This is a genomic window from Oribacterium sp. oral taxon 078 str. F0263 (assembly GCF_000469565.1).
Classification (GTDB): domain Bacteria; phylum Bacillota; class Clostridia; order Lachnospirales; family Lachnospiraceae; genus Oribacterium.
Window position 1 is genome coordinate 155,137 of the sequence record NZ_KI273122.1, and the last position, 25,757, is coordinate 180,893.

The 25,757-nt window shown below is 56.8% G+C and carries 17 protein-coding genes and 1 tRNA gene; all 18 read left to right on the plus strand.

From position 1 onward, the window contains the following. Window positions 1–167 precede the first annotated feature (167 nt). A complete protein-coding gene (locus HMPREF1986_RS08010; RefSeq protein ID WP_021774325.1) occupies window positions 168–599 on the plus strand; it encodes a DUF6465 family protein in 432 nt (143 codons plus the stop codon). A gap of 202 nt (window positions 600–801) precedes the next feature. Beyond that, window positions 802–2,226: an RsmF rRNA methyltransferase first C-terminal domain-containing protein gene (locus HMPREF1986_RS08015; RefSeq protein WP_036599831.1), complete on the plus strand. Its 1,425-nt coding sequence runs from the start codon at window positions 802–804 to the stop codon at window positions 2,224–2,226. Between the two features lie 144 nt (window positions 2,227–2,370). Continuing rightward, complete coding sequence (locus tag HMPREF1986_RS08020; protein ID WP_036599833.1) at window positions 2,371–3,747, plus strand: carboxyl transferase domain-containing protein; 1,377 nt, start codon at window positions 2,371–2,373, stop codon at window positions 3,745–3,747. Window positions 3,748–3,756: 9 nt separating this feature from the next. Further along, window positions 3,757–4,572 carry an OadG family transporter subunit gene (locus HMPREF1986_RS08025; RefSeq protein ID WP_021774328.1) on the plus strand — a complete coding sequence of 272 codons (816 nt, stop codon included), beginning with the start codon at window positions 3,757–3,759 and terminating at the stop codon, window positions 4,570–4,572. A 140-nt stretch (window positions 4,573–4,712) separates the two neighbouring features. Beyond that, complete coding sequence (locus HMPREF1986_RS08030) at window positions 4,713–5,084, plus strand: biotin/lipoyl-containing protein (protein WP_021774329.1); 372 nt, start codon at window positions 4,713–4,715, stop codon at window positions 5,082–5,084. A gap of 44 nt (window positions 5,085–5,128) precedes the next feature. Continuing rightward, the gene (locus HMPREF1986_RS08035) at window positions 5,129–6,277 is read left to right on the plus strand and encodes a sodium ion-translocating decarboxylase subunit beta (RefSeq protein WP_021774330.1); all 1,149 of its coding nucleotides are present in this window, start codon (window positions 5,129–5,131) and stop codon (window positions 6,275–6,277) included. A gap of 153 nt (window positions 6,278–6,430) precedes the next feature. Further along, the gene (locus tag HMPREF1986_RS08040; RefSeq protein ID WP_021774331.1) at window positions 6,431–7,831 is read left to right on the plus strand and encodes an oxaloacetate decarboxylase subunit alpha; all 1,401 of its coding nucleotides are present in this window, start codon (window positions 6,431–6,433) and stop codon (window positions 7,829–7,831) included. Between the two features lie 195 nt (window positions 7,832–8,026). Then, on the plus strand, window positions 8,027–9,475 hold the full coding sequence (locus HMPREF1986_RS08045) for a cadherin-like beta sandwich domain-containing protein (protein ID WP_051273902.1): 1,449 nt from the start codon (window positions 8,027–8,029) through the stop codon (window positions 9,473–9,475). Between the two features lie 18 nt (window positions 9,476–9,493). Then, window positions 9,494–11,980 carry an ATP-dependent Clp protease ATP-binding subunit gene (locus tag HMPREF1986_RS08050; RefSeq protein WP_021774333.1) on the plus strand — a complete coding sequence of 829 codons (2,487 nt, stop codon included), beginning with the start codon at window positions 9,494–9,496 and terminating at the stop codon, window positions 11,978–11,980. Beyond that, complete coding sequence (radA, locus tag HMPREF1986_RS08055; protein ID WP_021774334.1) at window positions 11,961–13,349, plus strand: DNA repair protein RadA; 1,389 nt, start codon at window positions 11,961–11,963, stop codon at window positions 13,347–13,349. Before HMPREF1986_RS08050 ends, radA begins: the two co-directional genes overlap by 20 nt. Window positions 13,350–13,374: 25 nt before the next feature. Beyond that, window positions 13,375–13,445, plus strand: a tRNA-Trp gene (locus HMPREF1986_RS08060). 270 nt (window positions 13,446–13,715) lie between these two features. Beyond that, window positions 13,716–14,402 (plus strand): ABC transporter ATP-binding protein, encoded by a 687-nt coding sequence (locus HMPREF1986_RS08065; protein WP_305808217.1) that lies wholly within the window; start codon window positions 13,716–13,718, stop codon window positions 14,400–14,402. After that, a complete protein-coding gene (locus HMPREF1986_RS08070) occupies window positions 14,403–16,748 on the plus strand; it encodes an ABC transporter permease (RefSeq protein WP_021774337.1) in 2,346 nt (781 codons plus the stop codon). 51 nt (window positions 16,749–16,799) lie between these two features. After that, on the plus strand, window positions 16,800–18,071 hold the full coding sequence (locus HMPREF1986_RS08075; protein WP_155978793.1) for an efflux RND transporter periplasmic adaptor subunit: 1,272 nt from the start codon (window positions 16,800–16,802) through the stop codon (window positions 18,069–18,071). After that, window positions 18,061–18,957 carry a ketopantoate reductase family protein gene (locus HMPREF1986_RS08080; protein ID WP_036599975.1) on the plus strand — a complete coding sequence of 299 codons (897 nt, stop codon included), beginning with the start codon at window positions 18,061–18,063 and terminating at the stop codon, window positions 18,955–18,957. Before HMPREF1986_RS08075 ends, HMPREF1986_RS08080 begins: the two co-directional genes overlap by 11 nt. Further along, on the plus strand, window positions 18,954–21,365 hold the full coding sequence (locus HMPREF1986_RS08085) for a non-ribosomal peptide synthetase (protein ID WP_021774340.1): 2,412 nt from the start codon (window positions 18,954–18,956) through the stop codon (window positions 21,363–21,365). The genes HMPREF1986_RS08080 and HMPREF1986_RS08085 overlap by 4 nt, the downstream gene beginning before the upstream one ends. Further along, complete coding sequence (locus tag HMPREF1986_RS08090; protein WP_021774341.1) at window positions 21,362–22,270, plus strand: ACP S-malonyltransferase; 909 nt, start codon at window positions 21,362–21,364, stop codon at window positions 22,268–22,270. Before HMPREF1986_RS08085 ends, HMPREF1986_RS08090 begins: the two co-directional genes overlap by 4 nt. Continuing rightward, on the plus strand, window positions 22,245–25,757 hold the full coding sequence (locus HMPREF1986_RS08095; RefSeq protein WP_021774342.1) for a condensation domain-containing protein: 3,513 nt from the start codon (window positions 22,245–22,247) through the stop codon (window positions 25,755–25,757). The genes HMPREF1986_RS08090 and HMPREF1986_RS08095 overlap by 26 nt, the downstream gene beginning before the upstream one ends.

Sequence of the window (25,757 nt, forward strand, 5' to 3'; positions counted from 1 at the left end):
CTTTTGCGTATGGCGGATTCGCCATGGAGCGGATCGGCTCCGTTTCACGGGGAGATCAGGCGAAGACGGGAGAGCTTTGTCCTGCTCCGGAACTTTGATGCAGGGACTTATCCTGATGCGAGGCTTTTTCAAAACAGGCAGCAGAGCGACTACAGAAGGAGGGAGCTATGAATAAGAAGAGCGGCAGAGAAAAGGATGAGGCTTTAAGAGAGTCCTTCGCGGAGATCAAGAAGGCCGCGAGAGAGCTCTCCGGGGAAAAGGCGGAGAAGCTGCCGGAAAAGGCGGAGAAAAAGTCATCCGAAAAGACCCCGGAAAAGAAGAGCGGGGCGAAGAAGAGCACGGCCGGGAAGACGGCGGCGAAGGCAGAGAAGGAAAAGAGTGCGGAAAAGGCGGAGAAGAGCGCCCCGAAGGTGAAGCTCTGCTTTGAGTTTTTCGGACGAAAGATCGACGAAGAGGATGTCAGAAAGCGCGCACTGAAGGCGGCGGCGGAGGTGAAGCCGGGCGCAAAGAGGGTGGAGATCTACATCGTCGCGGATCAAAACGCCGCCTATTTCGTTGTGGACGGAGTGGGAAGCGCGGATTACCGGGTTGAGCTTTAAGGGAATCATCAGCGGCGTTTTTATCCTTTAAAGAAAATATGTCTTTTCGGGGACGGGTACCTGTTCCGGGACAAGAGCCCGGGAGGGCAGCCGTCTCTTCTTCGCCTTAAGGAGAAGAAAGCGGCGTAAAGAGAAGCGGCACGATGCCGCCTTTTTAAAGCCGGTCTCAGCGATCGAGGAAGAGCAGAGAGGGGAGGAGAGCATGCGGGCTTTGCCGGCGGAATTTCGAAGGCGGATGGAGCGGCTTTTCGGAGAGAGGGAAGAGTATGAGAGCTTTTTGAAAAGCTATGAGAATCCCCCTGTCCGGGGACTTCGACTGAGTCTTCACAGACTTTTCTCCCTCTATGGGGAGGACGCCCGCTCCGTTTACGAGACCCTTCTTTCAGACTGGGGACTCCGGGCGCTGGCGGGGAGTGATGCAGCGTTTTTCGAAGGAGAGGAGTATTTCCGGGAATTCATCCTGGATGAGCGGAGGCTTTTAGAAAGGTCCATACGCCCTGGCCTCCATCCCTATCATGAGGCGGGGCTCTACTATCTCCAGGAGCCATCGGCGATGCAGGCACTTCCCGCCCTCTCAGTGCGTCCCTTTGACCGCGTTTTGGATCTTTGCGCAAGTCCCGGCGGGAAGTCGGGACAGGCCGCGGATCGTCTCTCTCTCTTAGAGGGAGGCATCCTGATCAGCAATGAATATGTGCCGGAGAGGGCCCGGATACTTTCCTCCAATATAGAACGGCTCGGGATAGAGAATGCCGCCGTCTTAAACGAGGACAGCGACCGGCTCTCCCGGCATTTTCCGGAGTACTTCAGCCGAATCCTCGTGGACGCGCCCTGCTCCGGAGAGGGGATGTTCCGGAAGGACGAGAACGCGATTTCAGAGTGGAGTCCGGAAAATGTGGAGCACTGTATTTTCCGGCAGAGAGAGATCCTCCGAAACGCGGTCTCCATGCTCTCCCCGGGAGGGCTTTTGTGCTATTCGACCTGCACCTTTGAGAGAGGGGAGAACGAAGGGCAGCGAGATTTTCTGCTCTCGGAATATCCCTTCCTCCGCCTGAGCTTTGAAAGGCGGACTTATCCGCAGCGGGGACCGGGGGAGGGGCATTATATCGCGATTTTCCGGAGAGAGGGGGAGGACGGGCTTCTGCCCGGGAAAACGGGCCGGAGGCTCTTAAGGGCGGGCGGAAGGATCTATCTCGTCCCGGACAGCATGCCGGAGCTTCGGGGGCTTCGCGTTCTCCGGCTCGGTCTCCTTGCGGCAGAGGAGGAGGGGGGAGAGCTCCGATATGCGCACGCCCTCTCCCACGGAGAGAATCTCCCTCTTCCCTATTTGAATCTTCGAAGGGGGGATCCGAGGGTCAGAGACTATCTCCTGGGACTGGAGCTTCGGGCGGAGCCCTCCGAGATCCGGAGCAAGGGGGAGCAGGGTGGACCGGATCCTATGAAGGAGCCCCCTTCCTTTCTCTCCTCCTTTTCCTTTCGGGAGGGGGAAAAGCAGAGGAAGCTCGTCTTCTCCCAAAAGGATCGGGGGCTTATGCTTCTTTGCTTCGAGGGGGCCGCTCTGGGCCTTGGAAGATACCGGGGCGGGCGCATAAAAAATATTTATCCAAAGGGGCTTCGGAGGAGCATCTGAGAGAGGAAGACAGGGCGATGAGAACTAGTGAAATTTTTAACGACCTCTGTCAAGTCCGCTTGAATTAGGAGGCCTTTTCGTTTACAATAGGACCGAAAAATCGGGGATTCCTTCCCTGCCTGATAGAGAAATGGAGGATGAAAAATGGATAATCAGTCTACATCATCCGCAATGGGCAGAATACGCTCATTGCTCGATGAGTCCAGCTTCGTCGAGATCGGAGCTTTGGTCCGGGCCAGATCCACCGACTTCAACCTGGCGGAGAAGAAGCTTCCCTCCGACGGCGTTATCACAGGCTACGGCACCATCAGCGGGAGACTGGTCTATGTCTATTCGCAGGACAGCGCCGTGCTGGGGGGCTCCGTCGGAGAGATGCACGGAAAGAAGATCGCGACACTCTACGATATGGCGATGAAGATGGGAGCGCCGCTCATCGAATTGATCGACTGCTCCGGGCTCCGCCTGCAGGAGGCCTCGGATTCTCTCTTTGGCATGGGAAGAATCTATCGAAAAAAGACAGCTGCCTCCGGTGTCATCCCTCAGCTCAGCGCGGTATTCGGAAGCTCCGGCGGCGGCATGGCGGTGCTTACGGCTCTCTCGGACTTCGTCTTCATGGAGAAGGAGAAGGGCCGCCTTTTTGTGAACGCCCCGGACGCTGTCCTTGGGAACAAGGATGATCGGATCGCGATGGCAGAGGCACAGGAGGAAAACGGGCTTGTGGATTTCAGCGGGAGCGAGGAGGAGATCCTCGGGAAGCTGCGAGAGCTCTTTTCCCTGCTCCCCTCGAACAATGAGGATTATGCGGAGCCGGAGGGCACGGAGGATGATCTGAACCGCTCTGTCTCGGGGATCGAGAATCTGAGCGCCCCGGATGCCTTAAGGCTTCTCTCTGACGACGGCGTCTTCTTCCGGACGAAGAGGGGCTATGCACCGGATCTCGTGACGGGCTTCCTCCGACTGAACGGGCAGACGGTCGGCGCGGTCATGACAGAGGAGAAGTCCCTCAGCTGGAAGGGGGCGGAGCAGGCCGCCGGGCTCATCCGCTTCTGCGATGCCTATGAGATTCCGGTGCTCACGATCGTCAATACGGAGGGCTACCGGAACGATGGCTGCACGGAGAAGCATATGGCAAAAGCTGCCGCAAGGCTTGCCTATGCCTATGCCAATGCCTCCGTTCCCCTTGTGACAGTGATCCGCAATGCGATCGGAACCGCGGGCCTCGGTCTCGGGAGCAAGGCGCTCGGCGCGGATATTGTCTACGCCTATCCCGACGCGCGGATCGGGATCCTCAATGAGGAGAAGAGCGCGGAGCTCCTCTTTCCGGACAGTGACAGAGAGAGCATACAGAGGCAGGCAACGGAGCTTGGGAAGACGCAGAATTCCGCTCAGGCGGCGGCAGAGAGGGGCTATCTCGACGATATTATCCTGCCGGAGGAGACGAGGCAGAGGGTGATCGCCGCTCTTGATATGCTCTATACCAAGACGGTCTCTTCTCCGGACAAGAAGCACGGGACCGTGTAGGGAGGTGCCATGAAAAAGCGGATAACGAAAACACTGCTCTTTCTCCTTCTCCTTTTTTCCGTCCTCCTTTCGGCCTGCGGAAGAAAAAAGGAGAGCGGACAGATCAGCGAGGATCAGCAGAGACTCATCGCCCAGGAAAAGCAGTATCTGGAAAGCTTTGCGCCGAGCTTCCTGGAGGATATCGCGCGAAGTGATGAGAGCAGCCTCTCGGAGAGGATCCGGGAGGCGGAGAAGAATAAGGATGCCGTGAGCTATAACGGGCTTGTCAACTTCCAAAACAGCAGGGAGCGCCTGGGAGAATTTCAGTCTGTGGAGAGCTCGGAGGCCAGCCAGGATGCGGATGGAAACTGGACGATTTTGGTCAATGCGGTCTTTGAGAAGAGGAAGCTTCTTTTCACTCTGGGCGTAGACGAGAAGATGACGAAGCTCACGGAGATGAGCTTTCTCCCGGATTATACGATGGCGGAAAAGCTCACAGACGCCGCCGGGAATCTGCTCGTCGGAATGGGAACCGTCTTTGCCGTTCTGATTTTCATCGCCTGGGTCATAAGTCTCTTCCGCTATGTCAATCTGGCGGAGCAAAATGTGAGGGAGAGAAGGGAGAAGAGAAGGGCGATCGATGCCCCGCCTCTTGCGAGGAGCGCCGTAAAGGCTCCGCCGGAGCCGGTCATCCCGCAGAAGGAGAGCGGAGCGGAGGAAGACGATGAGCTGCTGCAGGCGGTCATCGCCGCGGCGATCGCAGCCTATGAGGAGGAGAGAGGAGAGGGAGAGAGCGGAGAGAGCCTTCACAACGGGCTCCGGGTCCGCTCGATCCGAAGAAGATAGAGAGGAAGCGGCAGCTTCTGCATAGGGGTGAAGCTTCGCCGGGCAGAGGCATAAAGCGGAGAAGTACAGAAAAAAACGCTCACAGAACAGCATAGAGAATAAAGGCAGCATAAAAGCATAAAGAATAAGGAAGGATTCCCATGAAGAAATATACCATTACCGTAAACGGTGTTTCCTATGATGTGACAGTGGAAGAGGGCGGGGCGGCGCAGTCCGCTTCCCTTCCTCCGCTTTCTCCCGCCCCCTCCGCCGCTCCCTCAAGGAGCGGCTCCCCGAAGAAGACCGGCGGGGAGGAAGGAGCGGTCAAGGTGACGGCCCCGATGCCCGGGAAGGTCCTCGCTGTGAAAAAGCAGGTCGGCGATGCGGTCAAGTCCGGGGACACCATTCTGGTGCTCGAGGCCATGAAGATGGAAAATGACATCGTCGCTCCGAAGGACGGCGTGATCGCAAGCCTCAATGTCTCCTCCGGTGACTCCGTGGAGTCCGGTGCCGTCCTCGCGAGCATGAACTGAGGAGGGGAGGCAGCGGAGCTTTCTGAGCGGGAGGGTTATAAAATATGAATATAGCGGAGACCTTTAGTAATCTATTGCAGCAGACCGCCTTCTTCAACCTGAGCTGGGGCAATTACCTCATGATGTGCATCGCCTTTTTCTTCCTCTATCTGGGGATTGCAAAGGGCTTCGAGCCGCTCCTCATGGTGCCGATCGCCTTCGGAATGCTGCTTGTGAACATCTATCCGGATATTATGCTGAATCCGGATCAGTCCATGAACGGGACCGGGGGACTGCTCTGGTACTTCTTCCATCTCGACGAGTGGACGATTCTTCCGTCTCTGATCTTCCTCGGCGTCGGAGCGCAGACGGATTTTTCACCCCTGATCGCAAACCCCATCAGCTTCCTGATGGGGGCTGCCGCGCAGTTTGGAATTTACGGAGCCTACTTCATCGCGATCCTCATGGGCTTCAACGGGGCTGCCGCGGCCGCGATTTCGATCATCGGAGGGGCGGACGGACCGACCTCCATCTTTCTTTGCAATAAGCTGGGGCAGACCGCTCTGCTGGGCCCGATCGCCGTCGCGGCCTACAGCTATATGTCCCTGGTCCCGATCATCCAGCCGCCGATCATGAGACTTTTGACGACGGATGAGGAGCGAAAATGCAAGATGTCGCAGCTCCGCCCGGTTTCAAAGCTGGAGAGAATTCTCTTTCCGATCGTCGTCACTGTCATCGTCTGTCTCCTTCTTCCGACCACAGCGCCCCTCGTCGGTATGCTGATGCTCGGGAACCTCTTTAAGGAGTCCGGCGTCGTAAAGCAGCTGACGGAGACCGCCTCCAATGCCATGATGTACATCGTCGTCATCATGCTGGGCACCTCCGTGGGAGCATCGACCTCTGCGGAGGCCTTCCTGAACCTGAATACCTTAAAGATCGTCGGGCTCGGCATGATCGCCTTTGCCTTCGGCACGGCGGCCGGCGTCCTGCTCGGAAAGATCATGTACTACGCCTCCGGGAAGAAGATCAACCCTTTGATCGGCTCCGCGGGCGTCTCTGCCGTCCCCATGGCGGCCCGCGTCTCGCAGAAGGTCGGATCGGAATATGATCCCACGAACTTTCTCCTGATGCACGCGATGGGACCGAATGTGGCGGGAGTCATCGGAACCGCGGTCGCGGCGGGAACCTTCATGGCGGTCTTTGGCGTAAAGTGAGAAGTATCCGGGGATAGGAGTGCTGAGAGCGAGCCGGCCCGGGAAAGGTATCCCTTCCTCTCTTAGAGGAAGGGATACGGAAGGGACAGCCGGAGGAATGCGCCGGACTGCACAAAAAGAGAGATAGAGAGAACAGCAGAGAGAGGGGAAAATATGGCCAGAGTAAAGATTACCGAGACGATCCTTCGGGATGCTCATCAGTCCTTGATTGCGACCCGCATGCCAAGCTCTGAGATGGAGCCGATTCTCGACAGCATGGATCAGATCGGCTATCATGCCGTCGAGTGCTGGGGAGGCGCGACCTTCGATGCCTGCCTCCGTTTTCTGAGAGAGGATCCGTGGGAGCGGCTTCGGATGCTGAAGCGCCACTTCCGAAAGACAAAGCTTCAGATGCTCTTCCGAGGACAGAATATTCTGGGCTACAATCATTACGCGGACGATGTCGTCGAGTATTTCGTCGAGAAGTCCATCGCGAACGGCATCGATGTGATCCGGATCTTCGATTGCCTCAATGATATCCGGAATCTCGAGACCGCAGTGAAGGCCACGAAGAAGGAGGGAGGGCATGCGCAGATCGCGCTCTGCTATACCCTGGGCGATGCCTATACCCTGGAGTATTGGGAGAAGCTCGCGAGCGAGGTCGAGAGCCTGGGGGCGGATTCTCTCTGCATCAAGGATATGGCGGGTCTTCTGCTCCCCAGCGCAGCCTTCGAGCTGGTTCAGGCCTTAAGGAGGGGGACGCAGCTCCCGATCGACATGCATACGCACTATACCTCCGGCATGGCTTCCATGACCTACCTGAAGGCCGTGGAGGCGGGGGCAAATATCATTGACACCGCATCCACCCCCTTCTCCATGGGGACCTCCCAGCCCTCCACTGAGGTCATGGTGAAGGCGCTGGAGGGGACGGAGTACGACACGGGGCTCAAGCTCGACAAGCTGATCGAGGTCTCGAATTATTTCCAGCCCTACCGCGAGGAATGCCTCGCGTCGGGGCTTATGTCCACGAAGGTCCTGGGGGTGAACATCAATACATTGAAGTATCAGGTTCCGGGGGGAATGCTTTCGAATCTGATCTCCCAGCTCCACCAGGCGGGGCAGGACGAAAGGCTCACAGAGGTGCTGGAGGAGGTGCCGAGAGTCCGGAAGGATTTCGGAGAGCCGCCGCTCGTCACGCCGTCCTCCCAGATCGTGGGAACGCAGGCTGTCTTAAACGTCCTGACCGGGGAGCGCTATAAGATGGTGCCGAAGGAATCCCATAAACTGGTGGCCGGGGAGTTTGGCCGCACAGTGAAGCCGATGGACCCGGAGGTCGTAAAGAAGATCCTAAAGCCCGGGGAGACACAGATGACGGACCGCCCGGCGGACCACATCGCCCCGCAGCTTCCGGAATTTGAGAAGGAATGCGCGCAGTGGGTTACGCAGCCGGAGGATGTCCTCTCCTATGCGCTCTTCCCGCAGGTCGCAAAGGATTTCTTCGAGTACCGGGAGGCGCAGAAAAGCGGAGTCGCCCTGAGGCAGGCGGACAAGGAGAACAAGGCGTACCCGGCCTGAAGGATCACCGGGGCATGAAGAACCCGGCTTCTATCGGCGGCGTTTCGGGACGGAGAATGACCCATCGGCATAGACGGTGGGTCAGTTTTTCTTATTGACTTTTCTTATTGACGGAAGGAAGGGAAAAAATTAAACTGTATAGAAGTAGCTGAGTAATGTGAGGGTGAACAATCCATGAAGAAACTGCAGTATATAATGCTTACATTCCTGTTCTGCTGTCTCCTCGCCTTCTCCTCGCTTGCCGCGAGCGGACAGATCTCCTTCTCGGATCCCAAGGTGACGGCCGGCGAAGAGGTCAATGTGACGATGAAGATAAAGAGCGGGGACAGCAGCCTTTCCTCCGCGGAACTGGAGCTGAGCTATGATTCCTCGCTTTTGGAATTTGAGAGCGGAACGGATGCGAGCGGAGGAGAGGGGAGCATCCACGTGAGCGGAGCGGGCTCCGGAGCGGGCTCCGGAACACTGGAATACAATTTCCGCTTCCGGACGCTTGGCAGCGGGGAGACCACGATCAACGTCGTCTCTCAGCAGGTCACGGCCTCGGACAATTCCCAGGTGGAGATCAATCATCTGGGCAGCTCGGCGGTGACGGTGCTCGCGGAGAGCGGATCGGAAAAGGATGCGACCTTGAAGGAACTCTCCGTCTCCCCGGGAGAACTGAGCCCCGCTTTTTCCTCGACCAATACGGATTACAGTCTGACCGTGGGCACGGATGTGAGCCGGCTCACGGTCAATGCCGTTCCCTCTGCGGACAGCGCGAAGGTGGAGATCAGCGGAAACGACAGTCTGAACATGGGGGAGAACCATGTGACCGTCAATGTCTCCTCCTCGGACGGCAGCACGACGCTCGCCTATAACCTGAAGGTGACAAAACAGGAGGGAGGAGCATCCCAAAAGGACGAGGACGGCAGCAAGACGACCAATGAAGGGGTGAAGCTCTCCGCAAAGGAGAAGACCATCACGATTATGAATCCGGGATCCGATGTGAAGATCCCGGATGGCTTTGCAGAGAGCAGGATCGATATCGACGGGCATCAGGTGAGGGGATGGGTCTGGAAGGAGGACACGGAGCATCCCTACTGCATCGTCTATGGCATGAATGACGCGGGAGAGCTCAATTTTTACCGCTATGATCTATCGGAAAAGACGATACAGCGCTATTTTCTGGATCCGGTCGCGGAGAAGACAAAGCAGGACGCGGAGGCCTACGCGGCGCTTGTGAAGACGCATGATTCCCTGGTACTGAGATATAACTGGCAGTTTATCCTAAGCTGCGTACTCGCGCTGCTCTGCCTCTCGATGGCGGCCTGGATCCTGTTGAAGCCGCAGAAGGGCGGGAGGGGAAAGGCGCAGCAGAGCCGGAGAGAGCTCTCGAGAAGAGGAACTGGAAAATCCGCTTCGGAGCCTTCCAAGAAGGAAGGCGGGAGGAAGGAGGAGCTCTCCGAGACCAGGGTGGTGACAGATCTTGGGAAGAATGAAAAGGAGGATCTGGAAATCACCCGGATGATTCAAAAGACGGAGGACAGAGATCGGGGAGAGCCGGAGGTTGAGGAGCTGGATCTCTCCGAGACCAGAGTTTTGAAAAAGCCGTCCAGGGAGAAGGACCCAGGGAGCGGAAAGGCTCTGAATATCGAGGAATTATAGGCGGACGAAGGAGAGAGAATGAATCAATTCACCGTACAGGCGCAGAGAGCGCTGCAGCTTTCCATTGAGGCTGCGGAGAGCCTGCACCACAACTATATCGGAACGGAGCATATCCTTCTTGGGCTCCGCCGGGAGGGCACGGCGCTCGCCGCGAAGGTTCTCGCCGCGAACGGGATCGAGGAGGAGAAGATTCTGGATATGATCTCCCGTTTTCTGTCCCCGGACAGCAATGTCACGGTGGCGGACCGCTCCGGCTACACGCCCTCTGCCAGAAGGGTTCTGGACGCCGCGATTCAGGAGGCGAACCGGAGCCGCTCGAAGCTTGTGGGGACAGAGCATATCCTGATCTCCATTCTGAAGGAGCCGAGCTCCGCCGCGTCCCGCATTATCACGACTCTGGGCGGCAATGTCCAGAACATGTACCAGCAGATCCTCAATGCGATCGGCCCGAGATTCAGCGGAGCGGAGCAGGAGGGAGGGCAGAGGGATCAGCGGCAGCAGAGCAGCACCCCGATGCTGGACCAGTACTCCCGCGACCTCACGGCGCTTGCGAGACAGGACCGTCTCGATCCCGTCATCGGGAGAGAGGCGGAGATCATGCGGGTCATCCAGATCCTGTCCCGTAGGACGAAGAATAACCCCTGCCTGATCGGTGAGCCCGGCGTCGGAAAGACAGCGGTGGCGGAGGGAATCGCGGAGAGGATCGTCTCCGGGAAGGTGCCGGATACCATCGCGGGAAAGCGCCTTCTGACCCTCGATATCTCGGCCATGGTGGCGGGCTCCAAGTACCGCGGAGAGTTCGAGGAGAGGATCAAGAGAGTCATAGCAGAGGCGAAAAACGACGGAAGATCCCTGCTCTTTATCGATGAGATCCACACGATCATCGGCGCGGGCGGTGCGGAGGGCGCGCTGGACGCCGCGAATATTCTGAAACCGGCCCTGGCCAGAGGGGAGCTCCAGATCATCGGGGCGACGACTCTCGATGAGTACCGGAAGCATATTGAGAGGGATGCGGCGCTGGAGAGAAGATTTCAACCGGTGAATATCGAGGAGCCCTCCGAGGAGGAGAGCTATGAAATTCTCCGCGGCGTGGCGCCGAAGTATGAGGAGCATCACCATGTGCTCATTGAGGACGGGGCTCTCCGCGCGGCGGTGAAGCTTTCCTCCCGCTATATCAATGAGCGCTACCTCCCGGACAAGGCGATCGACCTCATAGATGAGGCTGCCTCCCGGCTCCGCATCAGCTTCAGCGGGGAGCCCGAGAAGCTGAAGAGGCTCAGGGAACAGATCGAGGAGCTGGAGCTCGAGAAGGAGGACTGCATCCGCAGGGAAGACCTGGAAGGAGCCGCCGCGGTAAAGAAAAAACAGGAGGAGAAGAGGCGGAAGCTCGAGAAGGAGAGCGAGAGCCTGAGAAGGGAGCAGGAGGAGCATCCGCTCCATGTCACAGAGGCGGAGATCGCGAGAGTGGTCTCCCAGTGGACGCGCATCCCGGTGGAAAAGCTTGCGGAGGCGGAGAGCGAGAAGCTGAAAAAGCTCGAACAGAATCTCCATCAAAGAGTAGTGGGGCAGAGTGAGGCCGTCCATGCAGTCGCGCAGGCGATCAAGCGGGGGAGAGTGGGTCTTAAGGATCCGCGGCGCCCGATCGGCTCCTTTATGTTCCTGGGACCGACCGGCGTCGGAAAGACAGAGCTCTCCAAGGCTCTCGCGGAGCTGATGTTTGGCTCTGAGAACGATCTGATCCGTGTCGATATGTCCGAGTACATGGAGAAGTACAGCGTCTCAAAGATGATCGGCTCTCCCCCCGGCTATGTGGGCTATGACGAGGGCGGACAGCTCTCGGAGAAGGTGCGGAGAAGACCCTATTCCGTAGTCCTTTTCGATGAGATTGAGAAGGCGCACCCGGATGTCCTGAACATCCTTTTGCAGGTCCTGGACGACGGGCATATCACGGATGCGCAGGGGCGGAAGATCTCCTTTAAGAACACCATCATCATCATGACGAGCAACGCGGGGGCGGAATCCATCGTGAACCCGAAGCGGCTGGGCTTTTCCTCCGCTGACGGATCCCGCGAGAAAAACTATGAGCTCATGAAGGAGAAGGTCATGGAGGAGGTGAAGCGCCTTTTCCGGCCGGAATTTCTGAACCGTATCGACGAGATCCTCGTCTTCCACCCGATCAGCCGGGAGGATATGGGAGAGATCCTCGGCATCATGCTGAAGGGGGTGAGACAGAGGGCCCTTTCCGAGCTGAATATCCGCTTAAGCTTCGATCAGGGGACGAAGGACTACCTTATTGAAAAGGGCTTTGACGCAAGATACGGGGCCCGTCCCCTCCGAAGAACGATACAGAGCTATGTGGAGGATCAGCTCGCGGAGCAGATTCTCGAGGGGAAGCTCCAAAGAGACTGCTCCGTCCGAATCAGCTTGGATCGAAAGAAGCAGACGCTGAAATACAGCGTGAGGAGCAGCAGGAGGAAAACGGCCGATGCCGAAGGCGAGCACTAGGTTTTTCTGTAAGGAATGCGGCTATGAGACCTCGAAATGGCTGGGCCAATGCCCCAGCTGCCGCGCGTGGAACAGCATGGTGGAGGAGCCCGTAAAGCGAGTGCAGAAGGGAAAGGGCTCCTCCTTTTCCGCTGCACTGCCGCGGGGGGAGAGGACGAGACCGCTCCTTCTGGGGGAGATCCCGCTCTCCTTGGAGGAGCGCTTAAAGAGCGGATTTACAGAGCTGGACCGGGTGCTCGGGGGAGGGATCGTCGTGGGCTCTCTGCTGCTCCTCGGCGGAGATCCCGGTATCGGAAAGTCTACGCTGCTCCTCGAGCTGTCGAGAAACCTGAGCGCCAAAGAGGGAAGATCCGTCCTCTATGTGAGCGGGGAGGAGAGTCTTCGGCAGATCAAAATGAGGGCCATGCGGCTCTCGGTGGGAGAGGGGGAGCTCCGTTTTCTCTGCGAGACCAATATCGAAAATATTCAGGAGGCGATCGCGGAGACGAGGCCGGAGCTCGTTGTGATCGACTCCATTCAGACGATGTTTACGGAGGCTGTCTCCGCTGCTCCGGGCTCCGTCAGTCAGGTCCGGGAATCCGCGGCGGCGCTTCTTCGAACGGCGAAGGAGGGCGGGAGCGCGATCTTTCTCGTCGGCCATGTCACGAAGGACGGAAACGTCGCGGGGCCGAAGATTCTGGAGCACATGGTGGATGCGGTTCTCTACTTCGAGGGGGAGAGCAGCGGGAATCTCCGCATTCTCCACGGACAGAAGAACCGCTTTGGCGCAAGCGGAGAGATCGCGGTCTTTGAGATGAGCGGAGAGGGACTCAAGGAGGTGAGGAACCCTTCGGAGCTCCTCCTCTCCGGGCGCCCTCTCGGGGCTTCCGGCTCTGTCGTGAGCTGCGGCATGGAGGGGACGAGGCCGCTCCTCCTGGAGATCCAGGGCCTCTCCGTCCCCACGAGCTTCGGCTTGCCGCGCAGGACCTCGAACGGCATCGACTTTAACCGCCTGAATCTCCTGCTCGCTGTGATCGAGCGGAGGCTCGGGATCGAGATGTCCCGCTATGATGCCTATGTCAATATCACGGGGGGACTTCGGATTCAGGAACCCTCCCTGGATCTCGCGGTGATCCTCGCCCTGATCTCCAGCTGCCGGAATCTCTCCGTCCCGGAGGATGTGCTGATCTTCGGGGAGGTGGGACTTGCCGGAGAGGTGCGGGCAGTGTCCAGGGCGGAGCAGCGGATCCAGGAAGCGCTGCGCCTGGGCTTTCGCCGCATCGTCATGCCCGCCTACCACAGCGATAAGGCGCGGGAGCTCGCGGGGAATTCCGCGGAGATCATGGCTGTGAAAAATATCCGGGAGGCATTGACAATCCTGAGGAAATAGCATAGAATGTGTTCTGTCGCAAAAGAGGGGATTAGTTCAAGGGTAGAGCAACGGTCTCCAAAACCGCCGATGGGGGTTCGAATCCCTCATCCCCTGTGAAAAGAAAAATGGCTTAAATACGTGGATTCCTAAGAGAATCAACGCGTTTAAGCCATTTTTATTGCCGTAAAATCTCGCTTGTGATAGCACAAAAATCACGTCTCATCGAAAAAACGGTACAGAAACTGTACAGAGAAAATAGATGATGCAGCACCAGTAAGTTTTTTTTTAAGATCTTTTGCTTGCAATCCCCCGGGGTTTTCATGTATTATGACGATAGTTAGTTATAACTAACGTGTGGGAGGTGTTTCCATCATATTACTTCAGGTGAAAAATATTTCAAAAGTTTTTCGTGTTGGGGAGATAGAAGTCCAGGCCTTGAGGAATGTTTCCTTTGAGGTGGAGGAAGGTGAGTTCATCGTGATTCTCGGGCCGAGCGGCTCCGGGAAGAGCACCCTTTTGAACATTATCGGGGGGATTGAGACCGTCAGCGAGGGGACTGTGCTCTACCGCGGAAAGGCCCTCGAATTTGCCCGAAAGGCCGAGATGAGCCGCTACCGAAAAGAGCATATCGGCTTCGTCTTTCAGTTCTATAACCTGCTGCCGAATCTGTCCGCACTGGAAAATATCGAGATCATGGCGGAGCTCTCGGAGGATCCGCTCGATCCCGGAGATCTGCTGCGTCAGGTGGGACTCTCCGAGCGCGCTGATCACTTCCCATCGAAGCTTTCGGGGGGACAGCAGCAGAGAGTTGCGATCGCCAGGGCACTTTGCAAAAATCCGGATCTGCTTCTCTGTGATGAGCCGACGGGGGCTCTGGACATAAGGACCGGGGCGCAGATTCTTCAGCTTCTCTGGGACTTCAATCGGGAGTACAAAAAGACGGTGCTGATCATCACACACAACGAAAAGATTGCGGAGACGGCGGACAGAGTCTTCTATGTGAGGGACGGCAGGATCGATCATATCGGCGTCAATCAAAGAAGGAGCGCGCCGGAAGAGGTGGAGTGGTAAATGAAGGGGTATCTGAAGAACATCCTAAGAGGAGCCGCCGGGGATCTCTCATCCTATATCGGCGCTGTGCTCATCATAGCGCTCGGTGTACTGATTCTTGTCGCGGAAACAGATATTCGCTGGAATCTCCGGGACTCGCTGAACCGTTATTACGAAAAGCAGCATTTTGCCGATGTCTTTGTGAAGCTTGAGCGCATGCCGGGGAGGGAGCTCGGGAAGCTCCGGGAGATCAAGGGAGTGAAGGAGGTCTTCGGGCGCCTTTCCGAGGATCTGCGTCTTCAGACGGAGGAGGGAGGCGATATCGTCAGCGTTCATATGCTGGCCGTCGGCGAAGAGGATTCCCTGAACCGCTGTCTCATTGCGGGGAATTTTCCGGAGGGAGACGGGATATGCATCGGCTATAAGATGTTTCAGGACAGAGGGCTGCACTACGGGGATCCGGTCCGTCTGATCATCGGAGACAGGCCGAGGACCTTTTACATCTGCGGCACGGTCCAGGAGCCGGAATACATCTATGCCATACCGCCGGGCGGAGCCCAGATCCCTGATACGTTGATCTACGATATCGCCTGCCTGGAGAGGAGAAGTCTTGAGAACTGCCTCGGCAAAGCGGGCATTGTGAATGAGCTTGGGATCAGGCTGGAAAGGGGGTATTCCTTTCAGGATGTCAGGGAGCAGCTTCGGGAAAGGCTTTCCGAATACGGCATTTCCTCCCTCGTATCGAGGGAGGATCAGCTCAGCTATCATCAGATGGATTCGCAGTTTGCGCAGCTCTTTGCGGTCTCTATCCTGCTTCCGCTCATCTTCTTCCTGGTATCTGCTTTCATGCTTTATGTCGTACTCATAAAGCTCATCGAGAGGGATCGCGCTCTGATCGGGACCATGAAGGCATTTGGCTTTCCGGATCTTTCGCTCACGACAGGCTATCTGTTCGTCGGAGCTCTTGTCTCGGCCTTCGGCTCCTTCCTTGGCTCGCTGCTCTCCGTCCCGATGGAGCGCTATGCGCTCTACCTCTATTCTCTATACTATAATCTTCCGAAAAGAGAGCTGCATTATTACTGGGAGAGCAGGGCGGCAGCCGCTTTCCTCGCGCTGATGATAAGTCTGGCTGCGGTCCTTGCGGGAGTCCGCGGTATTTTGAAGGTCCATCCGGCGGAATCCATGAGAGCTGCAGTGCCGGAGCAAAGGAGTGGAAAGAAGCTGCCGGATTTCCTCCGTCTTCGCCTCAGCCCTGCCCAGAGGATGAGTCTTCGCTTCATGCTGAGAAATAAGAGGAGGAATCTCCTCGCGGCCTTTGCGGCGGCCTTCCCCTTTGCCCTGTCCTCCGTCATCTTCTCCTTTAATGTGATCGCAGAGCATATGTATACCATGCAGTTTACGAAGGTCGAGCTCTATGATATGAAGCTCAGCCTGGACGGCTTCAAGGACAGGAATAATATGGAAAACAGCATGCGGCAGATCGCGGGGATCTATGAGCTGGAGTGCGAGGCGAGATATTCCGTAAGCCTGGAGCACGAAAATCACAGCCTGCTTTCGAGCCTCACGGCCTTTCGCCGCGATTCCAGTGAGCATCGGCTGGCAGACTGCTACGGCAGAGAGATCCGGCTCAGAAGGGGAGGACTCGTCATAAACTCCATCACGGCCGGAAAACTCGGTATCCGTGCAGGAGATGAGCTTTCGGTCTACAATCCGTATCTCGCAAAGAACAAAGTATCTCTCCCGGTCGTCTATGTCGCGGAGGAAAGCTTCGGCGGGGGCTGCTATATTGATATCGACGAGATGCAGAGATATTTCCCGAAAAAGATCGGAGTGAATGAGCTTCTCTTTAAGGTGCAGAGAGGGGAGGAGAAGAGAGTAAGAAAGATCCTTTCGGAGACGAGCTCGGTCCGATCCTTTACGGAATCCTCCCGGGTGCTGAAAAGCTATCGGAGCCTGATCGACAGCATGTCCTCGATGATGACGATCTTTTCCTCGCTTTCTGTCGCAATGGGTTTCGTTCTGATCATAAACATCAGAAATATCCTTCTCCGGGAGAGAAGGAATGAGTTCGGAACGCTTCTCCTCTTCGGCACTCCCTCAAAGGAGCTTAGGAGCATGATCCTATGGGAGGAACTGGCCGATTTTTCGCTCGGGATCATTATCGGTTTCCCTCTGTCCTTCCTCGTTCGGGATATTCTCTCGAAAATTCTGTCCTCCGATGCCTATCTCCTTAAATTTCATGTGCCGCCCACTTCCTATCTGAAGGGCTTTTGGCTCTGCGCCTCCGTCTCTGCGCTCTCTCTTTTGCTCTCCTTCCGTTCTTTGGGGAAAATCGATGTCGCAGAGGTTCTGAAGGAAAGGGAGTAGAAGAAGGAGAGGGAGAAAAAGAAAGAAGGGAAAAGAGGGAGGAAAGAAGTGGTGAAGAGGATCTTTAAAAGAAAATACATTCTGATGGCAGCTGTCGTTCTCCTGCTTCCTGCCGCCTTCCTTTTCTTCCTGCAAAGGGGACTTCCGGTCTCTGCGTGCAGGGTAGAGAGAGGGGAGGTCGTCGACCGCTTTACGGAGACCGGCGTCGTCCGGGGCGGGGAGGACAGGGCACTGATCTCTGAGGTGAGCGGGGGCGTTGAGGAGCTTTTCTTTTCCGAGGGCTCTTATGTAGAAGAGGGGGATATCCTTGCCAGGATAAAAACGGAGAACTACGACGATGCGATCGCCGTAAAGCGGCAGAATATAGCGGCCTATCAGGCAGAGATCGAAGGAGCTGTCTCAGAGGAAAGCCGAAAGAAGGAGGATATGCGATCGGAGATGGAGCAGCTCAGACTTAAGGAGAGAGAGGAAAGGAGCAGGAAGGAGAAGGCGGAGCGGGATCTTGACAGATTTAAGAGCCTCTATGAGAGCGGTGATATCTCGCAGGAGGAGAAGGAAAAGGCGGAGCTCGCCCTGGAAAACGCGAAAAGTTCACTGGAGCTCTCGGAGTCCAGACGGAGAAGCCTCGAAGAGAAATTGAAAAATGATTATGCGGGCGATACCAGGGAGAAGCTTGACGCGATGATCGGGGCAGAGGAAAAGGGAATCGAGCAGCTGGAGAAAAAGAAGGGAAAGTGTGAGATCCGGGCCGCTTGCAGCGGCTATATCGTGAGAGCGGATATTGCGGGCTTATCACAGGTCGCGGAGGGGCAGCAGCTTTTTGTGATCCGGGACGGAAAAAGCAGGAGGGCCGAGGCGGATATCCTGACCTCCTATGAGCCCTACCTCAGGGTGGGAGACGAAGTGAAGCTCACGCAGAAGCTTCAGGGGAAGGAAGAGTCCTGCAAAGCTGTGATTTCTGAGATCTTCGGCTTTGCGGAGTCCTCCACCTCCGCGCTCGGACTGAAGGAATACAAGGTGAAGCTCGTAGTCGAGCTGGAGGAGGGACCGGCCTTAAAGCCCGGGAGCGACGTGGATCTGGAGTTTACGATCTACCGGGAGAAGGAGGTTCTGTCTGTCCCGGGTTCCGCGGTCTTTCGGAGTGACGGCAGGGATTTCGTATTCCGCCTGATCGGCAATCGGGCGGTTAAGACAGAGGTCAATGTGAGCTACAAGAGCAATACCGTATATGTGATAAAGGAAGGACTTTCTGAGGGGGAGCTTGTGATCCGCGATGCGGATCTGGAGGGGCTTTCCGATGGGAGGCGCTGTCATGCGGTATAAGGAAAGGCTGTTGATTTTCGGCTGTGGAGCGGTGGGGAGCATCTATGCGAAGAGTCTGTCTCTTGCGGGCTATCCGGTGAGTGTCTGCACGAGGGGGCAGAGGCTTTCAGAGCTTTCGAAGAGGGGGCTTTTGTACCGGGAGGGGAACAGGACTTTGCGCTGCCCGGTTCGCCTCGTGAAGGATTCCGCCGGGAGCTACGATTTTATCTTCGTCACGGTGCGGAGGGAGCAGGCGGAGGAGGCGTTCCGGCAGCTCGCCGATTCGGAATGCAAAAATATCGTGAGCATGATCAACAATCCGGATGGCTATGAAAGCTGGGAGAAAATCCTCGGGAGGGGGCGGCTGATTCCGGCCTTTCCGGGCGCCGGAGGCTCGATCGAGGGAGGGGTGCTCTATGGTGGTCTGACACCATCCTTTCTCCAGAAGACGAGCTTCGGAGAGATCGGAGGGGAGAGGACGGCCCGGATCTATGCGCTGAAGCGGATCTTTCTCCGCTCCCATATCCCCTTTGCAATCTGTCCGAGGATGTACGACTGGCAGCTTTGCCACCTCGCCATGGTCGTCCCTCTCGGGGATGCCATTTACGAGGGGGGAGGGAATCACATCGACGCGGGGAGGAGCAGAGCGCTGATGAAGAAGACGGTCCGCAGGATTCGGAGCAATCTGTGGCTTTTAAAGAAAAGCGGGATCAGGATCCTTCCGGGGGAGATGAAACTCTTTTTGCTTCTCCCGGAGCCTGTTCTATCGGCGTCGCTCTCGGCCTTCTACTGCTCTGAGAGTGGAGAACGCTTTATTTACAGACATGCCGAGAAGGCAAGAGCGGAGATGGAGCTTCTCCACAGAGAGCTCTATCGGATCCTTAAGAAGAGGAGAGAGGTTCAATGAATCTGGTCGAGATCCTAAAAAGTGCCGCGGAGTCCGAGAAGGGGATCCGCTTCATTGAAGCTGGAAAAGAGAGCTTCACAAGCTATGCGGAGCTTCTCGGAGAGGCGGAAAAGGTCCTCGGAGGCATGCAGGAGAGGGGCTATCAGCCTGGAGACAGGGTGATCCTTCAAATCGCGGATCCCCATCGCTTCCTGATTGCCTTCTGGGGCTGCCTCCTGGGAGGCATGCTTCCGGCGGCTCTTCCCGTCGCTCTCGATGAGGAGAAGGAGCGGAAGCTCCGAAGCGTGAGCGCTGTCTTAAAGACGGCACACCTTCTCTCCGAGGAGCGCCTGCTTTCCCTCCGGAGGGAAAGAGCCCTCCCTGAAGCTTTGGAAGAGGAGAGGGAGATTCAGAGTGTGGAGGCTCTCCTTCTGTTTGGAGGGCGGGGCAGGGAGGCTCCTTTATCCGAGAGGGATGCGGCGATGATCCAGTTTTCCTCCGGTTCCACGGGGAGGCCGAAGGGGGTTCTTTTAAGTCATAGGAATATCCTGAGCAATCTCCTCGGGATCAGCCGCGGAGCCGATTTTTCAGAGAGAGATCACGTTTTGAGCTGGCTTCCCCTCAGTCATGATATGGGACTCATCGGAGCGCATCTGAGCCCGATTCTCATAAAGGCGAATCAATGCCTTATGGCGACGCAGGATTTCATACGAAAGCCCGGACTCTGGCTGGACAAGCTCACAGAGCATGCCATAACGGTGACACTTGCTCCGAATTTCGCCTATAAGCTGATCCTTGGACTCCTCTCTTCGGGAGAAAGGGGGGATTGGGATCTCTCTTCCCTTCGCTATCTTTTAAATGGGGCGGAACCGATCTCCGCTGATCTCTGTGAGGCCTTCCTCCGAGAGCTAAGCCCCTTCGGGCTCTCTGATAAGGTCTTTATCAATGCCTATGGGATGGCGGAGGCAAGTCTTCTCATCTCGCTCTCGGAGGCGGGAAGCGGACTTCACTTTGAGAGCTTTTCGAAGGAAAGCCTTACGCTTTTTGGAAAGGTGCGGCTCTCCGGGAGAAAGGAGGAGGGCAGGAAGCTGGTCGATTTAGGGCGCGCCGCAGAGGGCTGTGAGATCCGTATCTGCGGGGAAAGGGATCTTGTCCTCCCGGAGGGCAGCGTGGGGGAGATCGAAATACGAGGTGAGAATGTCAGCTCGGGCTACTTTGGGGAAGAGGAGCTCACGGAGCAGCTCTTTTCTCCGGATGGGTGGCTAAGGACGGGAGACGCCGGATTTTTCTACGGCGGAAGGCTCTATATCAGCGGGAGGCTCAAGGAGATTCTTTTTGTGAACGGGCAGAACTTCTATCCCTCCGACATAGAGGAAGCGCTGGAGAAAAGGCTGCGCTTTCCCGCGGAAAATCTCGCGGTCTCCGCGATACCGGATCAGGACAATATCGACAGGCTGTATCTCTTTGTGAGCGGCGTCGGGGAGGAGGAGCTCAGTTCATTTTCAAAAAAGGCGAGAGAGGCAGCGCTCCTCACATCGGGCTTAAGAATCTTCGGAATCGTGCCGGTAGAGAGGATGCCGAAGACGGAGAGCGGAAAGCGGAAGCGGACAGAGCTCGTCCGTTTGCTGCGGGAAGGAGAACTTGCGATATATGAGGCGGAGCGGGATCTCTCCGGAAAGGAGGAGCCGGAGGAGGATCTGACTAAGACGGAAAAAACCCTCATGCGCCTCTTTGGAGAGTTCATGGAGGAAAACGGCGGGGGAAGCTGGAGCCGCTTCGATAATTTCATGGAGCTCGGACTCGATTCCGTAAAGCTTGCCCGCCTGAGTGCGAGGATCCGGGAGGAATTCGGGAGAGAGCTCCGCCCATCGGATCTCTTCCGCTGTCCCAATGTCCACGCGCTCTCCCGCTTCCTGGACAGCCGGGAGGCCTTGTGTCTTCCCTCCCTTCACTTTAAGAGGGAGAGAGAAGAGGAGAGGGAGATCTTCCGGAACGGATTTTTCCGCTTTGAAGCAGAATGCAGTGGGGAAGGACGGGAAGAGGAGCTTTTCCAGAGCTTTGTCGGGGCGCTCCGCTCCCTCTCTCCCGAGAAGGGCGGGAGCTTCCATGTGATGATGGATGAGGCGGATATCCTCTGCCTTTGCTCTCTGAAGGGGGAGAGACTCGGAGAAATGAATACAGGCGAGCTCTTTCGGACGCCCTCCTCTCCCGGAGGGGGACTCCGATTCCTTCTCTATGATACAGAGCTCAACCGCTCGAACCTAAGCTTATCAAGGAATTATGACCTTTGCGCAGAGTATCGGCTTTCGGAGGGACGGGCAGCCTGCTTTCTGAGCTCTTCCTCGGCCATAGGAAGGGAGGAGCTCCGGAGCTTTGCCGTGAGGATGTCCGAACTTTTGTGCAGGAAGAGGGAAGAGGAGGAAAAATGAGCAAAAAGGCCTTTCTTTTTTCAGGGCAGGGGGCTCAGTGCTCCGGCATGGCCCTGCCCATCCTGGAGCGCTTCCCCCGCGCCGCGGCTTATTTTGAGGAGGCGGATGAGATCTGCGGATTTCCCCTCTCCAAGCTTTGTAAATACGGCGCGGAGGAGGAGCTTAAGGAGACCACGGTCTCTCAGCCCGCGATCCTCCTTTGCTCCTATCTTTGGTTTCTTATCTACTGCAAGGAGCATGGAAGGGATGCGGATTATTTTGCGGGGCACAGTCTGGGGGAATATTCCGCTTTACTCTCCGCCGGGGTCCTTTCCTTTCGGGATGCGCTGCATCTTATCGTAAAGCGGGCGGCATATATGAAGCGCGCGGCGGACGAAGCGAGAGGGAGCATGATGGCGGTGCGAAATCCCGAGCGCGAGAAGCTCCTTTCCTGCATCCGGCATGCGCGCTATCGGAGAGGGCTTTGCCTGGATCTTGCCTGCCTGAACAGTCAAAAGCAGCTCGTCCTTTCGGGGGAGGAGGGGGCGATCCGGGAAATGGCCGGGGAGATCGAGGCCTCCGGAGCCGGGGAGCCGATCCTTCTCCGAGTGAGCGGGGCCTTCCACAGCAGGCTCATGGAGGAGGCGGTCGGAGCGCTCGGAGAATGCCTAGAGAGGACCCGGCTTCATCCGATCCGGGGAAGCATCCTTTCCAATGTGAGCGGAAGACCGTACCGTTCTCTCTCAGAGATCCGGAGGAGCTTAAGGAGGCAGCTCATAAGCCCCGTACACTGGAGGGAGAGTATGCGTTATCTCTTTCGCGCCGGAGTGAGCGAGTTCGTGGAATTCGGAGCCAGGGCAACTTTATCGGGAATGCTGAGACAGGAGGAAGCAAACTGCCATGCGAAGCTGTACAGAGGGGAATGAGGGGACGGTCCGTTCTCTTTACTCGGAGGATATCGCGGTGATCGGGATGGACTGCCTGCTTCCGAACGCCGACGGGACAGAGGAATTCTTTGATAATCTGAAGCTCGGCCGGGACTCCGTATCGGAATTTCCGGAAAAGAGAAGGAGAGATGCGGATAATTGCCGCGCCTATGCCGGACTCGGCCGCGCGGACTATCGCCTTGGAAATTATCTTTGTGAGATCGATAGCTTTGACTATCGTTTCTTCCATATCACGCCCAGGGAAGCCGCCCTGATGAACCCAAACCAGCGCATCCTTTTACAGCTGATCTACAGGACGATACAGGATGCGGGGCTTTCTGAGGAGAGGGTACGGGGGAGCGATACAGGGCTTTTCATCGGCTATATCGGGGACTATGACGGGGGAGCTTATACCAGCATGGTTTATGAAAGTCAGGAGGAGAGTTCTCCGACGGGGAGTCTGGCCTCTATGATGGCGGGGAGGATTGCCTATCTTCTGGATCTTCGCGGACCGGCGATGCTGATCGATACTGCCTGCTCTTCCTCTCTCACCGCAGTTCACCAGGCCTGCCGCGCGATCCGTTCCGGAGAGTGCAGTATGGCGCTCGCCGCGGGAGTTCGGACAGTGCTTTTTCCCGGAAGGGAGCATTCCATCGGTATTGAGTCAGAGGACGGCTATACCAGGGTCTTTGATGAGAATGCGAGCGGAACAGGGCTTGGTGAGGGCGCGGCCGGGATCCTCTTAAAATCCCTCCCCGAGGCGGAGAAGGACGGCGATATGATCTATGCCGTGATCCGGGGGAGCGCTGTGAACCAGGATGGAAGCTGCATCGGCCTCACGGCCCCGAACGGAAATGCCCAGACCCGAGTGCTCAGGCAGGCGTGGAAGGATGCCGCTGTGAGGGCGGAGGAGATCTCCTATATCGAGGCGCACGGGACCGGCACGAGGCTCGGGGATCCGGTTGAGATCGAGGCCCTGAACCAGGCCTTCCGCTGCGATACCGAGGAGGAGGACTTCTGCCGCATCGGTTCCGTCAAGTCGAATCTCGGGCATCTCTATGACTGCGCGGGCATTGTCGGCGTTATAAAGACCGCGCTGATGCTCTATCATCGATGCTATGTCCCGAGCGCACATTTTCACCGCTTAAACCCGGAGATTCGGCTGGAGCATTCCCCGCTTCGGATCTCGGAGGAGTACTGCGAGTGGGAGCCCAGGAACGGGAGATGGATCGCGGGAGTCAGCGCCTTCGGCTTTAGCGGGACGAACTGTCATCTCGTGATGGAGGCGCATCGGGAAGAGGAGGGAGAGGAGAGGAGGAGCGCCCCCGAAGCCTCGCATCTCTTTCCCCTCTCTGCAAAGAGCAGGGAGGCGCTGTATGAGCTTATTAACTCTTACCGGATTCTCTCCCTGGATCTTCAGGACAGAGAGCTGGAGGCACTCTGTACGAGCATGCAGCTTGACAGGACGCACTATGACTATCGCCTCGCCTTCCGGCTCTCTGACAGTGAGAGCCTTTGGAGGATGCTGGAGGAGATCTATGATTACCGCTTGCTGGATGAACCGGACTATCTCCCGGAGGGAGTCTGCTTTGGAAAAGCGGAGGAAGAGGGGAAGGGCAGTCCGCGGGCAGAAGGGCTTACGATGGAGGAGCTGTGCGCTTCCTATGTCCGATTCCGAAGCTTCTCCTTTGAGAGCATCTATTATCATCGCAGGAAGAAACGAATGCGGCTTCCGCTCTATCCCTTCGAAAAGGAGCGCTGCTGGATCCGTCTCCCGAAGGAGAAGCTGAGAAAATCGCCCGGGAGAGAGGAGGAGACGGGAGGTCCGGGGGAGGAGATGGAGCCTATTGTCTTAAGGGGAAGGGAGGAAGGCGCTTCCTACAGCAGGATGGAGCGGGAAATCGCAGGCATCTTTCAGCGGGAAATGGGATTTCATGAGTTCTCCGTCCATGACAGCTTTTACGCCCTGGGAGGGGATTCCATCACAGCCTACCGGATTGTAAACCGGATCAATGCAGCCCATGGCAGCCGGATGACGATGGCGGATATCCTGCAATACAGCACGATCGAAAAGCTGGCCGCACATATAGAGGAGAATGTCGGAGATCCCGAGGAGAGCGTGGCTCTTTACCATATCGAAAAGGCTCCAAAGCAGAGCTCCTATCCGCTCTCCTATGCGCAGCAGCGGATGTTCCTTCTCTATCTCAGAGACCCGGAGGACAGCTCCTACAACATGCCCTTTTCGATTCGCTTCCGAGGATGCCTTGATATCGAACGCTTCCGCTCAAGCTTTCAAAGGATTTTCCGCCTGCACGACATTTTTCGAAGCCGCTTCTATATAGAAGACGGGGCGGCGCGGCAGTCTGTGGACGAGGAAAAGGAGCTCTCGATCACCGAGCTCAGGGGAGGGGAAGAGGCTTCCTTCCCAAGGCTCAGAGAGCTCATGAACCGGCCCTTCGACCTTGAAAAGGATCCCCTTCTTCGGGTCGCCCTCCTGGAGATTTCGAAGGAGGAGTATCTTTCCTTTATCGTTATGAACCATATCGCCGCAGACGGAAGCTCCCTTCGCATCCTGAGCGATGAATTCGTGAAGCTCTATCAGGGAATTCCGGTGGAGCGGCAGGAGCTTCAGTATAAGGACTTTGCGCTTTGGCAGAGGAAGCTGGATCTCAGTCGGCAGGAGCACTTCTGGCTTGAGCGGATGGAGGGGTACCGCAGAGAAGAGCTGCCGCTTGACTTTGAGAGAAGAGGAGGGGAGAGAAAGAGCGAGGAGCTCGGATTTTCGATGGATAAAGGAAGCGCCGAGAAGCTCAGGGGGCTTTGCAGGGAGAAGGATCTGAGCCTCTTTTCCGTCCTGATGGCGGCGTTTCAGCTTGCGCTTTCTCAGTTTACAGCCTCGGATGAGGTGATTGTCGGAACCCCGATCAGCGGGAGGATCGCGATAGAAACGCAGCAGATGGTCGGAATGTTTGTGAATGTGATGCCGGTACGGGGAAGGATTGAGAGGGAGGAGAAGCTTTCGGAATTCATCCGGAGGACCCATCGGCTTTTACTCTCTGTCCTCGGAAACCAGGATTATCCCTTCGAGCTTTTGGTGGAGAAGCTGAAGGAAGAGAGGGAGGCTTTTAGAAATCCTGTCTTTGACACTGTCTTTGCCTTCCAGAATATGGATCGCCCCGAGTTTTCGCTCCTCGGACTCTCCGCCGCCATGGAGAATGAGGACAAAAGGGCCAAGTTTGATATTACGATGGAGGCCTCGGAAGAGGAGGGAGAGCTCTCCTTCCTGCTCCGCTATGCCGGCACTCTCTTTCTGAAGGAGTCCATGGAGGGATTCTTCACTCTCTACCGGGACCTTGTACAGAAGATCGCGGAGGGATCAGAGCTTCCGATCGGAGAGCTCCTCTCGCTTATTTCCCGAAACGGCGGAATGGATGGAGAGATAATGGAGGATGCGGCAGAGTTTTCGGGGCTTGACTTTGACTTTTGA

Bases quoted from the DNA above. Each gene is read 5' to 3' on its own strand.
- radA (WP_021774334.1), top strand. From the start codon at position 11,961: ATGCCGAAGGCGAGCACTAGGTTTTTCTGTAAGGAATGCGGCTATGAG.
- HMPREF1986_RS08040 (WP_021774331.1), top strand. From the start codon at position 6,431: ATGGCCAGAGTAAAGATTACCGAGACGATCCTTCGGGATGCTCATCAG.
- HMPREF1986_RS08035 (WP_021774330.1), top strand. From the start codon at position 5,129: ATGAATATAGCGGAGACCTTTAGTAATCTATTGCAGCAGACCGCCTTC.
- HMPREF1986_RS08070 (WP_021774337.1), top strand. From the start codon at position 14,403: ATGAAGGGGTATCTGAAGAACATCCTAAGAGGAGCCGCCGGGGATCTC.
- HMPREF1986_RS08010 (WP_021774325.1), top strand. From the start codon at position 168: ATGAATAAGAAGAGCGGCAGAGAAAAGGATGAGGCTTTAAGAGAGTCC.
- HMPREF1986_RS08095 (WP_021774342.1), top strand. From the start codon at position 22,245: ATGCGAAGCTGTACAGAGGGGAATGAGGGGACGGTCCGTTCTCTTTAC.
- HMPREF1986_RS08015 (WP_036599831.1), top strand. From the start codon at position 802: ATGCGGGCTTTGCCGGCGGAATTTCGAAGGCGGATGGAGCGGCTTTTC.
- HMPREF1986_RS08080 (WP_036599975.1), top strand. From the start codon at position 18,061: ATGCGGTATAAGGAAAGGCTGTTGATTTTCGGCTGTGGAGCGGTGGGG.
- HMPREF1986_RS08050 (WP_021774333.1), top strand. From the start codon at position 9,494: ATGAATCAATTCACCGTACAGGCGCAGAGAGCGCTGCAGCTTTCCATT.
- HMPREF1986_RS08025 (WP_021774328.1), top strand. From the start codon at position 3,757: ATGAAAAAGCGGATAACGAAAACACTGCTCTTTCTCCTTCTCCTTTTT.
- HMPREF1986_RS08020 (WP_036599833.1), top strand. From the start codon at position 2,371: ATGGATAATCAGTCTACATCATCCGCAATGGGCAGAATACGCTCATTG.
- HMPREF1986_RS08090 (WP_021774341.1), top strand. From the start codon at position 21,362: ATGAGCAAAAAGGCCTTTCTTTTTTCAGGGCAGGGGGCTCAGTGCTCC.
- HMPREF1986_RS08030 (WP_021774329.1), top strand. From the start codon at position 4,713: ATGAAGAAATATACCATTACCGTAAACGGTGTTTCCTATGATGTGACA.
- HMPREF1986_RS08045 (WP_051273902.1), top strand. From the start codon at position 8,027: ATGCTTACATTCCTGTTCTGCTGTCTCCTCGCCTTCTCCTCGCTTGCC.
- HMPREF1986_RS08085 (WP_021774340.1), top strand. From the start codon at position 18,954: ATGAATCTGGTCGAGATCCTAAAAAGTGCCGCGGAGTCCGAGAAGGGG.